The sequence below is a fragment of the Saccharothrix sp. NRRL B-16348 genome, from assembly GCF_001280085.1.
Lineage (GTDB): Bacteria > Actinomycetota > Actinomycetes > Mycobacteriales > Pseudonocardiaceae > Actinosynnema.
Map to the genome: position 1 here is coordinate 111,843 of NZ_LGED01000211.1, position 13,308 is coordinate 125,150.

9 protein-coding genes and 1 tRNA gene are annotated in these 13,308 nt (G+C 71.3%); 3 read left to right on the top strand and 7 right to left on the bottom strand.

Annotation, left to right across the window (positions count from 1 at the left end):
• Positions 1-21 precede the first annotated feature (21 nt).
• The 5 genes from ADK67_RS27095 to ADK67_RS27115 form a co-directional block, all read right to left on the bottom strand.
• The gene (locus ADK67_RS27095; RefSeq protein ID WP_082403879.1) at positions 22-993 is read right to left on the bottom strand and encodes a ribose-phosphate diphosphokinase; all 972 of its coding nucleotides are present in this window, start codon (positions 991-993) and stop codon (positions 22-24) included.
• Between the two features lie 13 nt (positions 994-1,006).
• Positions 1,007-2,485 carry a bifunctional UDP-N-acetylglucosamine diphosphorylase/glucosamine-1-phosphate N-acetyltransferase GlmU gene (gene glmU, locus ADK67_RS27100; RefSeq protein WP_053719333.1) on the bottom strand — a complete coding sequence of 493 codons (1,479 nt, stop codon included), beginning with the start codon at positions 2,483-2,485 and terminating at the stop codon, positions 1,007-1,009.
• A 67-nt stretch (positions 2,486-2,552) separates the two neighbouring features.
• A complete protein-coding gene (locus ADK67_RS27105; RefSeq protein WP_053719334.1) occupies positions 2,553-4,199 on the bottom strand; it encodes a GGDEF domain-containing protein in 1,647 nt (548 codons plus the stop codon).
• A 91-nt stretch (positions 4,200-4,290) separates the two neighbouring features.
• A tRNA-Gln gene (locus ADK67_RS27110) sits at positions 4,291-4,361 on the bottom strand.
• A 335-nt stretch (positions 4,362-4,696) separates the two neighbouring features.
• Positions 4,697-5,842: an alpha/beta hydrolase family protein gene (locus ADK67_RS27115; RefSeq protein ID WP_053719335.1), complete on the bottom strand. Its 1,146-nt coding sequence runs from the start codon at positions 5,840-5,842 to the stop codon at positions 4,697-4,699.
• A 155-nt stretch (positions 5,843-5,997) separates the two neighbouring features.
• On the opposite strand from ADK67_RS27115, the gene ADK67_RS27120 reads away from it, so the two are divergent.
• Both ADK67_RS27120 and ADK67_RS27125 read left to right on the top strand, forming a co-directional pair.
• Positions 5,998-6,957 carry an acyl-CoA desaturase gene (locus ADK67_RS27120; RefSeq protein WP_053719336.1) on the top strand — a complete coding sequence of 320 codons (960 nt, stop codon included), beginning with the start codon at positions 5,998-6,000 and terminating at the stop codon, positions 6,955-6,957.
• Between the two features lie 120 nt (positions 6,958-7,077).
• Positions 7,078-7,671 (top strand): TetR/AcrR family transcriptional regulator, encoded by a 594-nt coding sequence (locus tag ADK67_RS27125; RefSeq protein ID WP_053719425.1) that lies wholly within the window; start codon positions 7,078-7,080, stop codon positions 7,669-7,671.
• Positions 7,672-7,868: 197 nt separating this feature from the next.
• Here ADK67_RS27125 and ADK67_RS27130 read toward each other — a convergent pair whose 3' ends face one another.
• Both ADK67_RS27130 and ADK67_RS27135 read right to left on the bottom strand, forming a co-directional pair.
• Complete coding sequence (locus ADK67_RS27130; protein WP_053719426.1) at positions 7,869-8,999, bottom strand: PQQ-dependent sugar dehydrogenase; 1,131 nt, start codon at positions 8,997-8,999, stop codon at positions 7,869-7,871.
• 37 nt (positions 9,000-9,036) lie between these two features.
• On the bottom strand, positions 9,037-9,567 hold the full coding sequence (locus tag ADK67_RS27135; protein WP_053719337.1) for a DUF4291 domain-containing protein: 531 nt from the start codon (positions 9,565-9,567) through the stop codon (positions 9,037-9,039).
• 153 nt (positions 9,568-9,720) lie between these two features.
• On the opposite strand from ADK67_RS27135, the gene mfd reads away from it, so the two are divergent.
• Complete coding sequence (mfd, locus tag ADK67_RS27140) at positions 9,721-13,299, top strand: transcription-repair coupling factor (protein ID WP_053719338.1); 3,579 nt, start codon at positions 9,721-9,723, stop codon at positions 13,297-13,299.
• Positions 13,300-13,308: the final 9 nt, after the last annotated feature.

The window sequence follows — 13,308 nt, forward strand, 5'->3', positions numbered from 1 at the left end:
TCCCGCAGAGCGCGCGAGGTGTCAGGCGTTGCCGTCGAACAGGGAGGTCACCGAGCCGTCCTCGAAGACCTCCTGGATCACGCGGGCCAGGAGGGGGGCGATCGGCAGGACGGTCATCGCGTCGAAGCGCTTCTCGGCCGGGATCGGGAGGGTGTCGGTGAAGACGACCTCGCGGGCGCCGCAGTCGCGCAGGCGGTCGACGGCCGGGCCCGAGAGCACCGGGTGGGTGGCGGCGATGACGACGTCCGACGCGCCCTCGGAGAGGAGCTGGTCCACCGCCTTGGTGATCGTGCCGCCGGTGTCGATCATGTCGTCGATGACGACGCACAGCCTGCCCTCGACCTGGCCGACCACCCGGTTGGCCACGACCTCGTTCGGCCGCAGCGGGTCGCGGGTCTTGTGGATGAACGCGATCGGCGTGCCGCCCAGAGTGTCCGCCCACTTCTCGGCCAGCTTGGTGCGGCCGGCGTCGGGCGACACGACGGTGATCTCGCGGCCCGCGTACTTGCCCCGGATGTGCTCGGCCAGCAGCGGCATGGCCCACAGGTGGTCCACCGGGCCGTCGAAGAAGCCCTGGATCTGCGAGGTGTGCAGGTCCACCGACACCAGCCGGTCCGCGCCCGCGGTCTTGAACATGTCCGCCACCAGGCGCGCCGAGATCGGCTCACGGCCGCGGTGCTTCTTGTCCTGCCGCGCGTACGGGTAGAACGGCATGATCACGGTGATGCGCTTCGCGGACGCCCGCTTGAGCGCGTCCACCATGATCAGCTGTTCCATCAGCCACTGGTTGATGGGCGCGCAGTGCGACTGGATGACGAACGCGTCGCAGCCGCGCACGCTCTCCTCGAACCGCACGAAGATCTCGCCGTTGGCGAAGTCGTACGCCGACTGCGGGGTCACCGACACGTTCAGGTGCTTGGCCACCTGCTCGGTCAGCTCCGGGTAGGCCCGCCCGCCGAAGAGCATCAGGTTCTTTTTGGGTGTCCCGGCCATCGTGGGGTTCACGTCAGCGCCCTTCATCGGTTGTGCCTGCATTCTCGGGCGTCAGAGCGCGCTCCGCCGCTTCGGCCGAAGGCGTGCCCGCACGGCGGGACACCACCCATCCGTCCAGGTTGCGCTGGGGACCGCCGGACACGGCCAGCGCGCCGGGCGGCACGTTCCGCCGCACGACGGTCCCCGCGCCGGTGTACGCGCCGTCGCCGACGGTGACCGGCGCGACGAACATGTTGTCCGAACCGGTGCGGCAGTAGGACCCGATCGTGGTCCGGTGCTTGTTCACGCCGTCGTAGTTCACCGTGACGCTGGCCGCGCCGATGTTGGAGTGCTCGCCGATGGTGGCGTCGCCGATGTAGCTCAGGTGCGGCACCTTGCTGCCGGCGCCGATGTCGGAGTTCTTCGTCTCCACGAAGGTGCCGATCTTGCCGCGCTCGCCGAGCCGGGTGCCCGGCCGCAGGTAGGCGAACGGGCCGACGGACGCGCCCGCGCCGATCTCCGCGCCGGAGCCGTGCGTGCGCACCACGGTCGCGCCCGCCCCGATCACGCACGCCGAGAGCGTGGTGTCCGGACCGACGACCGCGCCCTCGCCGACGGTGGTGCCCGCCCGCAGCTGCACGTTCGGCTCGACCAGCACGTCCCGCTCCAGCCGCACGTCGGCGTCCAGCCACGTGGTGGCCGGGTCGACCACGGTCACGCCCGAGCGCATCGCGGCCTCCACGAGCCTGCGGTTCAGCTCGGCGCCCAGCCTGGCCAGCTGCACGCGGTCGTTCACGCCCTCGACGAGCCAGGCGTCCGACGTCACCAGCGCGCCCACGCGCCTGCCGTCGCCGCGCGCGATGGTCAGCACGTCGGTCAGGTACAGCTCGCCCTGCGCGTTGTCGGTGGACAGCCGGGAGAGCCCGTCGCGCAGCACGGCCGCGTCGAACGCGTACACGCCGGAGTTGATCTCGGTGATCGCCCGCTGCTCGGGTGTGGCGTCCTTCTGCTCCACGATGCCCTCGACCGAGCCGTCCGCGGACCGCACGATCCGCCCGTACCCGGTGGGGTCGGCGACCACGGCGGTCAGCACGGTGACGGCGTTGCCGCGCGCGCCGTGCTCGGCGAGCAGCCCGCGCAACGTGTCGGCGTCCAGCAGGGGCACGTCGCCGTAGGTCACCACGACCGTGCCGCCGAGGTCGTCGGGCAGCTCGGCCAGCCCGCAGCCGACGGCGTGCCCGGTGCCCTTCTGCTCCTCCTGCACCGCCACGGTGACCTTGCGGTCCAGCGCGGTGGACAGGCTGTCGAGGTGGTCGGCGACCGCGGCGCGGCCGTGGCCGACCACGACGGCGAGGTGGTCGGGGTCGGTGCCGGCGGCGGCGCGCACGGCGTGCTCCACCAGGGAACGACCGGCGATGCGGTGCAAGACCTTCGGTGTGGCTGAGCGCATGCGGGTGCCTTCACCCGCTGCGAGGACGATCGTGCTGACTGGGGTGGGGACACCCTCGAGCATCAGCGCTCTCCCTAGCTGAGTGCGTGCCTTCAGCGGGAGGGGCCTGGCTTCCCGCCAGGTGCCGATACTAAGCCTCCGAGGAGGGCTCGCCTTCCACGGCCGCAACCTGGCAGCCACCTCGCCGCTTCGCCGCGTACATCGCCGAGTCGGCACGGGCCAGCGCCGCGTGGGCCGCCTCACGCGGTCGCACCGAGATCACGCCGACGGACAGCGTGACACCCCTGGACAGGTCGGAAGGCAGGCCGGCGACCGCATCCACGGCCCGGCTGAGGGCCGCTTCGGCGGCGTGCAGGGGCGCGCCGGGCAGCAGCACGACGAACTCGTCGCCGCCGTAGCGGGCCACCAGGTCGTCACCGCGCAACGCCTGCCGCAGTGTGCTCGCAATCACGCGGAGGACATCGTCACCCTCGGCGTGCGAGTGCTTGTCGTTGACGACCTTGAACCCGTCGAGGTCGACCAGCGCGATGGCCATCGGGTGGGTCTGGGCGTTGATCAGCGCCGCCAGCCGGTCGTCGAGCGCGCGGCGGTTCGGCAGCCCGGTCAGCGGGTCCTGCAGCGCCTGCTGCGCGATCGCGCCGTGCGCGCGGGTGAGCCGTTCGTGGTCGCGCCGGGTGAGCAGGGTGGCGGTGCGCGCCTCCTGCATCTGCCACAGCTCCACCTCCAGCGCGTTGGCGTAGGTCTGCAACGCGGAGATGGTGCGCTCGCCGTGCGGGCCGGACATCCGGGCGTACTCCCGGGTCAGGCACAGCATCAGGGTCGGCTCGGAGGTGTCGTGCTCCAGCCGGTCCTGCGCGTCGTGCAGCACCTGCAACGCCTGCTGCGGCAGTTCCTCCATCTCCAGGCAGCGGGCCAGCGCGATCGACACGATGATCAGCTCGCGGGCGTACATGGCCAGCTCGCGCAGGCTCCACAGCCGCGCGATGTGCTCCGCGCCCGGCTTGCACAGCGCGTGCGCCGCGCCGATCACCGGCACCTGCTCGGCGGCGGTGCGGTCGCGCCTGCCGGGGTGCAGCGACTCGCGGAACGGGCCCTCGACGGCGGTCGCGATGGCCGACGCGGTGCTGAACCGCTCGGTGGCCTCCTCGAGGCTGCCCACCCGCTCCAGCCGCAGGCCCCAGCCGATCAGCAGCCGGGCCCGGTTGAGCAGGTGCACGTAGATCTGGTGCGGGTTGGCGCTGTCCCGGATCGCGTTGTGCGCCCGCGCCAGCACGTTGTCCGCCATCTCGTACACGCCGAGCTGGATCAGCACGAGCCCGGTCGACTGCAACGCGGAGGCCAGCAGCCGGTCCCACGTGCGCTTGTCGATCATCGGGTCGGGCGCGAGGTCCTCCTCCAGCATCGCCAGGCCGCCGGCGACCTCGGTCAACGCCTTGTCCTCGAACCCGCCGAGCAGGTAGCGGCGCCCGCGCAGGGCGTGCGCCTCGGCCTCCAGCACCAGCAGGCCGTGCCGGCGGCAGTGCGCCACCAGCTCGTCCAGCACCGAGTCGGAGAGGTCGACCAGGCCGGGGGTGACGATCCGGACCACCGCGGCCGCGCGCAGCAGCTGGCCGACGATCCGCGGCTCGCCGCGGCCCTGCGCCTCGGCCAGGATCTCGTCGACCTCGTGCGCCGCGTCGAGCTGGTCGGACAGGTGGCTGCTCTGGGCCACGGCCACGAGCTCACTCGCGCGGCCGACCAGCCACGCGTCGGACATCTCGTGGAGCGCCGGCGCCACGTTGTCCTGCTCGTCGACCGCTTCCTCGTGCAGCGACTCACACCCCCATGCAGACGCAGGGCGGCCGGGGCCTTCGTGGCCCGGCCCCTCGCTCCGCCACCAGGATTCGAACCTGGACCATCGGAACCAAAATCCGAGGTGCTGCCTTTACACCATGGCGGAACGGTCGAGGCTCGCCCCGACCGCGCGAACACATGTTGTCACGAGTCCCCCTCGAAGGTCAGCACCACCACTCAAGTGGCGGCAACCCCACCGTAACCCGATCATGACAGTGCGTGTTTGCGCAGGTCAGGGTCGTGCTTGACGTGGCCTACATCACGGCTGGGTGAACTCCTCGCCGCCGCGGGTCGACGCTCAGGGTCCCTCCGGCGGGGTCTCGCGGCTTCTGTTCGGCACGATTTCGTGCGAAACAATCACCCGCTTAACTACTTGGCGTAGTCAATCGGGCACGCGAGGCTGCCCCATCGTGCTACCGGTCGTGCTCGCTGATGGCGTGTTCACCGGATGCCGTCCACCGAGTCGAGGAACTCGGTCAGCGCCCGGTCGTAGGCCTCCGGGTCGACGTTCCACGCCGCCGTGTGCTCGGCCGCGGGCACCTCGACGTACCGCAGCGGCCAGTCGAGCCGGTCCGCCGCCGCGGCCAGGTCGCGTGACGCCTGCACCGGCACGGTGCCGTCCGCGCCGCCGTGGAACAGCAGCGTCGGCGGCCGGCGCGCGGGCGGGTGGTCGAGCAGGTCGAACCGGCTGAACTCCAGGTCGACCCGCCAGTCCGAGACCAGCTCCGCGATCGGCGCCAGCTGCTCGGGCACGCCCCGGTTGCGCGACTGCAGCTCCAGCGTCTTCGTCCAGCTCACCACGGGCGCGTCGAGCACGACGGCGGCCACGTCGCCCGCCTCCGCCGAGCGGCCGAGGAACTGGCCGACGATCGCGCCGCCCATCGACCACCCGTACAGCACGACGTTGCGCGCGCCGTGCTCGCGGGCGTACCGGACGGCGGCCTCCACGTCGCGCCACTCCGTGTCGCCGAGGTGGTACAGGCCGTCCGGCGAGCGCGGCGCGCCGTCGTCGTTGCGGTAGGTCACGGCGAGAACGGGTAGCCCGAGGTGGTGCAAGGCAGGCATCACCCGCAGCGCCTCGGCCCTCGTGCCACCCCGACCGTGCACCGCGACGACCCACGTGGCCGACGTCGCGGGGACCAGCCATGCCGGCGCGTCACCCAACTCGGTGGGAATCCGCACTTCCGTGTACTCCAGGTCGTGCGCGGTGGCCGGGTCCGTGCTCCAGACCGACGTCTCCAGCCGCACGCGCGTGCCGTCCGCGGGGGCGACGCCCTGCAACTCGCGCACCACCGTGCCCTCGGACCGCTGGGTCACCGGGCCCACCTTCGCGCCCCCGCCGGGCCAAACGAGACCCCACGTGCCCGGGAGCACTGTGACCCTGGACTCCGCCAGCGCGACGGTCCCCGAAGCCGACGAGGTGACCGTGTCGCGGTAGCCGGGACGGGCGTTCTCCGGTTCGAGCAGCTGGCCGCTGTAGTACCAGCCGAACCCCAGCAGGCCGCCGGTGACCAGCAGGAACACCACGGCGAAGGTGATCAGCGCGATGCGCAGGCGGCGATGACCGCGGACGTTCGGCGACCTCATCACCGCATGATGCCCCGGCGTTGATCGACACGCCCGACTTCCTGAGAACACGCCATGACTTTGGCCCCGCCTATGGCGGGACAAGGCTGACCTAACTTACGCTTCCGTAAGTTACGGCCCCGTAGGTAGCCCCGAACACACAACGAGGTACATGTATGACCAGCACCCTTGAGAGCAGGTCCACGCCGCAGGGTCCTGAGGATCGCGGACCCAAGCCGATGATCGAAGGGCGGCGCGGGCACGTCGAGCAGTTCGGCGTGTACGTGTTCGTCATCGTGCCGTTCCTGGCTCTGCTCGCGGCCGTTCCGCTCGCCTGGGGCTGGGGGCTGGGCTGGGTCGACGTCGCGCTGTTCGTCGCGTTCTACTACCTGGCCGGCCTCGGCGTGACGATCGGTTTCCACCGGTACTTCACGCACGGCTCGTTCAAGGCCAACCGCGCGCTCAAGATCGGCCTGGCGATCGCGGGCATGATGGCGCTGCAGGGCCCGGTGATCGTCTGGGTCGCCGACCACCGCCGCCACCACGCGTTCTCCGACCGCGAGGGCGACCCGCACTCGCCGTGGCTGTTCGGCCGCGGCCCGGTCGCGCTGGCCAAGGGCTTCTGGCACGCCCACATGGGCTGGCTGTTCGACCGCGACAAGACCAACGCGGAGCGCTTCGCGCCCGACCTGCTGGCCGACGAGGACCTCGTCCGGATCGACCGGCTGTTCCCGCTGTGGACCGCGATCAGCCTGCTCGCGCCCGCCGTGATCGGCGGCCTGGTGACCATGTCGTGGGCCGGCGCGCTGTCGGCGTTCTTCTGGGCCGGTCTCGTCCGGGTGGCGTTCCTGCACCACGTGACGTGGTCGGTCAACTCGATCTGCCACATGGTGGGCGACCGCCCGTTCGCCGCGCGTGACCGTTCCGCGAACGTGTGGGCGCTGGCGATCCTGAGCTTCGGCGAGTCGTGGCACAACCTGCACCACGCCGACCCGACGTGCGCGCGGCACGGCGTCAAGCGCGGTCAGATCGACACGTCCGCGCGGATGATCTGGCTGTTCGAGAAGTTCGGCTGGGCGACCAACGTGCGCTGGCCGAACCAGCAGCGCTTGGCCCGCATCAGCGCCAAGAAGTAGTTCCGGGTAGTCACGGTCGACCCACCTGCCCCTCGCGGCTCACGCGGGGGGCAGGTGTTTAGGGTGGTTCGGGTGGCGGGGAGACGGCGCGGCGACGAGACACCGGTGCCGCGCGTGCGGATGACGGGCAAGGAGCGGCGCGAGCAACTGCTCGACGTGGCCCGCGCGTTGTTCGCCGAGAAGGGCTTCGAGGTCACCTCCATCGAGGAGATCGCGCACCGGGCGGGCGTGTCCAAGCCCGTGGTGTACGAGCACTTCGGTGGCAAGGAAGGCATCTACGCGGTCGTGGTGGACCGCGAGATGCAGTACCTGATGGACCACATCGTCAACGCGCTGTCCGGCGGGCACCCGCGTGAGCTGCTGGAACAGGCGGCGTGCGCGCTGCTGGACTACATCGAGGGCTCGACGGACGGCTTCCGGATCCTCGTGCGCGACTCGCCCGTGGCGTCGTCCACCGGCACGTTCTCGTCGTTGCTGAACGACATCGCGTCCCAGGTGGAGTCGATCCTGGGCCTGCACTTCTCGCGCCAGGGCTACGACCGCAAACTGGCCGCGCTGTACTCGCAGGCGTTGGTGGGCATGGTCGCGCTGACCGGCCAGTGGTGGCTGGAAGTCCGCAAGCCGAAGAAGGACGAAGTGGCCGCCCACCTGGTCAACCTGGCCTGGAAGGGCCTGTCCCACATGGACCACAAACCCCGCCTCCGCACCCGCTGACCCCCCCGCGTGTCCTACGTCTAGAACGCGCGTGTCCTACCTTCGCGTCGCGCGTGTCCTACGTTCAGAACACCCGAGTTGAACGTTCAGAACAGGCCAGGCGCACCTGAGTGTTGAACTCGGGGTACCGGAACGTAGGACACGGCTGTTCTGAACGTAGGACACGCGCGTTCTGAACGTAGGACACGCGCGGGGGTTTAGGGGGTGGGGTTGGTGATGCGGAGGATTTTGTCGTCGGTGCCGTTCGAGGTGGTGACGTAGAGGGAGCCGTCGGGGGCGGACTCGGCGCCGCGGAGGCGGCCGTGGGTGCCGTCCAGTTCGGCGGGGATCGCGACCGAGTGCACGCCGCCTTCTTGGGTCACGGTGAAGAAGAGGACCTTGGCGCCTTTGAGGGCGGTGACGGCCAGGACGCCGTTGAGGGAACCCCACTGCTCGCCCACCAGGAACGCGGCGTCGCAGATCGCCTCCGTCGGACGCCCGGACGACCACACGGCCGACACGGCGTCGGGGAAGCGGGTGAGGTCCGTCATCGGCACGTCCTCGTCGTACCCGCCGACCGTGCCGCCCTGCGACGGGTCCCAGCCGTAGTTCCCGCCCGCCTTGAGCACGTTCACCTCGTCGTCCACCGCGGGCCCGTGCTCGGCGGTGAACACCATCCCGTCCTGCCGCACGGCGACGCCCTGCACGTTCCGGTGCCCGTACGTGTAGATCCGGTCGCCGAACGGGTTGCCGGCCACGCCCTCGCCCGTCGCCAGGTCGATCCGCAGCACCTTGCCGCCGAGGCTGGACCTGTCCTGCGCGACGGTGCCCCGAGCGGTGTCACCGGTGCCGACGAGCAGGTTGCCGTCCCGGTCCAGCGCCATCCGGCACCCCGAGTGACGTCCGCTCGACGCCGTCGGCAGGCCCGCCAGCAACGGGTCCTTCACCCTCGTCGCCTTCGTGCCGTCCAGCTCCCACGTCACCAGCCGCACGTCCGACGACGTGTTGAAGCACGTGGTGAACCGGCGGCTGGTCGCGAAGTCCGGGTGCACGACCAGGCTCATCAGCCCGCCCTCGCCCCGCGCCTCCACGTCACCGAGATCGGCCTCGACGTCGGTCGCCCGACCGTCCGCGACCAGCGCGATCCGCCCCGGCCGCTGCGGCACGAGCAGCCGCCCGTCGGGCAGGAACCCCACGTCCCACGGGTGGCTCAGCCCGGCGACCACCACCTCGACCTTCAGCCCCTCGGGCGTGGTCGTGGAGGGCGCGGTGCCCCCGGAACCCTCCGCCGAGCACGCGGACACGGCGGCCAGCAACCCGACAGCGGCGAACCCGGCGAAACGGCGCATGGCACCCAGCATGACGACCCCCATGTGTGCTCGACGTTCACCCGGACGGCAGCGGATAGGGCCGTTCCACCGGCAGCAGGGCACGCGCGCCGTCCAGGTCGCCGGCACGCACCAGCGCGTGCGCCTCGTGGGCCAGCGGCGTCACGTCGGTCAGCCCCACGACCCACTCCTCCACGTACCGCCGCGACGCCTCACCGGCCAGCCCCAGCTGCAACGACCGGTGCGGCAGCGGGCGCAGGTGCAGGTCCCGTTCCGGGTCCCACTGCACCCGCACGTCCGGCTTGAGCACCCCGGTCGCACTGCTCGGCACGGCCTCCCGCACCGCCCCATCGAACCCCGATCGGGTGATTCGCACGGCCAGCACGTGCTCCTGGTCCGGCTTCGTCCCCCACCCGGAGCGGTACATCATCCAGAGGAACGACGGCTTGACCCACGTCATCCGCCCGGCCTTGAACGGCGGCACGAACCGGCCCGCCGCCAGTGCCGGAAGGGCGATCGCGGGCGAGTACGCCTGGTACACGGTGATGTGCCGATCGTCGTAGTCGGCCCTGATCTCTCGCTGCTCCACGTACCCAGCGTCACCCCGCGGTCAACCGAAATCACGGCGCACCCCGCCCGGGAGGGCCGTAGGCTGGCGTTCGAGAACCCCTCCGGTGGACGTGTGGACCCTCAGTCCCGGGCAGGGGTCTGTCCGCGTTTGATCCCCCGGGGAGCCACCGCAATGCCCCAGCCCGGCCCGCTGTCCGGCCTGCTGACCGCTGTCCTGCCCGACAAGGCGCTGCGCGCCCTCGCCGACTCGGTCGGCGTGCCCGACCTCGAACTGGAAGGCCCGCCGGCGGCCCGCCCGCTGGTCGCGGCGGCCCTGGCCAACAGCGCGCCCGTGCTCGCGGTCACCGCCACCGGCCGTGAGGCGGACGACCTCAAGGCCGTGCTGTGCGACCTCATCGGGCCCGAGCAGGTCGCGCTGTTCCCGTCCTGGGAGACCCTGCCGCACGAACGGCTGTCGCCGCGGGCCGACACGGTCGGCGCCCGGCTGGAGGTGCTGCGCCGCCTCGCCCACCCCGGCGACCACCCGCTCAAGGTCGTCATCACCACGGTCCGCAGCCTGATCCAGCCGATGGCGCCCGGCCTCGGCGACCTGGTGCCGGTGCGCCTGGCCGTCGGCTCCGAGCACGACTTCGAATCACTGCTGGTCAACCTCGCCGAGATCGCCTACACCCGCGTCGACATGGTCGAGAAGCGCGGCGAGTTCGCGGTCCGCGGCGGCATCCTCGACATCTTCCCGCCGACCGCCGTGCACCCGCTGCGGGTCGAGTTCTGGGGCGACGAGGTCAGCGAGATCCGCCCCTTCTCGGTCGCCGACCAGCGGTCGCTGCCGGAGGAGGTCGACGAGTTCATCGCGCCGCCGTGCCGCGAGCTGCTGCTGACGCCGCAGGTCAGGGCCAAGGCCGCCGCGCTCGCCGAGGAGCACACGGCCGACGCGCACCTGCACGAGCTGCTGGCCAAGATCGCCGAGGGCATCCCGTCGGAAGGCATGGAAGCCCTCATCCCGGCCCTGTGCGAAGGCGAGCTGCAACTGCTCACCGACGTCGTGCCCGAGGGCACCCACGTCGTGCTCAACGACCCGGAGAAGATCCGGGCCCGCGCCGCCGACCTCGTGCGCACCGGCCAGGAGTTCCTGGAGGCCTCCTGGATGGCCGCGGCGGGCGGCGGGCAGAGCCCCATCGACCTGGACTCCAGCGCCTACCACAGCCTCGCCGACGTGGCGCAGTCCGCGCGGGCCCGCAACCGGCCGTGGTGGACGCTCAGCCGGCTCACCACCGAGGGCGAGGACGTCGTCCGGCTGGAGCTCAAGCAGGTCGAGGCCTACCAGGGCGACATCGACCGGGCGTTCGCCGACCTCCGCGCGCACACCGTCTCCGGCGGCACGGCGGTCCTCGTCGTCCCCGGCGCGGGCACGGCCCAGCGCGCCACCGAGCAGCTGCGCGAGGCCGACGTCAACGTCGTCCTCCGCGACGTCCTCGACACCGCGCCGAAGAAGGGCGCGGTCACCGTCGTGCGCGGCGCGCTGGAGGACGGCTTCTCGCTGCCCGAGCTGGCCCTGGTCGTGCTCACCGAGACCGACCTCACCGGCGGGCGGCACGGCACGTCCACCAAGGACATGCGCCGCATGCCCAGCCGCCGCCGCAACGCGGTCGACCCGCTGGCACTGCGGCCCGGCGACTACGTGGTGCACGAGCAGCACGGCATCGGCAAGTACGTCGAGATGGTGCAGCGCACCACCAAGGACACCGCCGGCAACACCGCGACCCGCGAGTACCTGGTCCTGGAGTACGGCTCCAGCAAGCGCGGCCAGCCCGGCGACCGGCTGTTCGTGCCGACCGACCAGCTCGACGAGATCTCCCGCTACGTCGGCGGCGAGCTGCCCACCCTGAACAAGCTCGGCGGCAGCGACTGGAAGAACACCAAGGCCAAGGCGAAGAAGGCGGTCAAGCAGATCGCCGCCGAGCTGGTCCAGCTCTACGCCGCCCGCCAGGCCGCGCCCGGCCACGCGTTCGCGCCCGACACGCCGTGGCAGCGCGAGCTGGAGGACGCCTTCCCGTTCACCGAGACCCTCGACCAGATGGCCGCGATCGACGAGGTCAAGGCCGACATGCAGCGCACCGTCCCGATGGACCGGGTGATCTGCGGCGACGTCGGCTACGGCAAGACCGAGATCGCGGTGCGCGCGGCGTTCAAGGCGGTGCAGGACGGCAAGCAGGTCGTGGTGCTCGTGCCCACCACGCTGCTCGCCCAGCAGCACCTGAACACGTTCACCGAGCGGATGCGCGCGTTCCCGGTGAACATCAAGGGCCTGTCCCGGTTCACCGACGCCCAAGAGGCCGAGCAGACGATCACCGGACTCGCCGAGGGCGACGTGGACATCGTCATCGGCACGCACCGGCTGCTGCAGAAGAGCCTGCGCTACAAGGACCTCGGCCTCGTGATCGTGGACGAGGAGCAGCGGTTCGGCGTCGAGCACAAGGAGCACATCAAAGCGCTGCGCACGCACGTCGACGTGCTCACGATGTCCGCCACGCCGATCCCGCGCACCCTGGAGATGTCGCTGGCCGGCATCCGCGAGATGTCCACCATCCTCACCCCGCCCGAGGAACGGCACCCCATCCTGACCTACGTCGGCTCCTACGACGACAAGCAGGTCGCCGCCGCCATCCGCCGCGAGCTGCTGCGCGACGGCCAGGTCTTCTTCGTGCACAACCGCGTTTCCTCGATCGAGCGCGCCGCCCGGCACATCCGCGAACTGGTCCCCGAGGCCCGCGTGATCACCGCGCACGGCCAGATGAACGAGGACAAGCTGGAGAAGATCATCCAGGGCTTCTGGGAGAACGAGTACGACGTGCTCGTCTGCACCACGATCGTCGAGACCGGCCTGGACATCTCCAACGCCAACACCCTCATCGTGGAACGCGGCGACCTCCTCGGCCTCGCCCAGCTGCACCAGCTGCGCGGGCGCGTCGGCCGCGGCCGGGAACGCGGCTACGCCTACTTCCTCTACCCGCCCGAGGCGCCGCTCACCGAGACCGCGCACGACCGGCTCGCCACGATCGCGCAGAACACCGAGCTGGGCGCGGGCATGGCCGTCGCCATGAAGGACCTGGAGATCCGCGGCGCGGGCAACATCCTCGGCGCCGAGCAGTCCGGGCACATCGCGGGCGTCGGCTTCGACCTGTACGTGCGGCTCGTCGGCGAGGCCGTCGAGGCGTTCCGAAAGCACGCGGGCGCCGACGGCGAGGTCGAGGAGGAACTGGCCGAGGTCCGCGTCGACCTGCCCGTCGACGCGCACATCCCGCACGACTACGTGCCCGGCGAGCGGCTCCGGCTGGAGGCCTACCGCAAGATCGCCGCCGCGAGCGACGCCGAGTCGCTGCAGTCGGTCTGGGACGAGCTGAAGGACCGCTACGGCACGCCGCCGCTGCCCGTCGAACGGCTGCTCGCGGTCGCCCGGTTCCGGCAGACGTGCCGCGCGCACGGCGTCACCGAGGTCGCCACCCAGGGCGCCACGATCCGCTTCGCGCCGCTGGAGCTGATGGACAGCCAGCTCGTGCGGCTGCGCCGGCTGTTCCCGAAGGCGGTCTACAAGCAGACCGCGCACACCGTCAGCGTGCCGCGGCCGACGGAGGGCGCGGCCGGCGGCCGGATGGGCGCACCCCAGTTGCGTGATCAGGACTTGCTGGATTGGTGCGCGCAGTTCCTGGAGTCTTTGGCGGGGACTCCCGTGAGCGGCGTCACGAGGACGTGAGAAGGTACT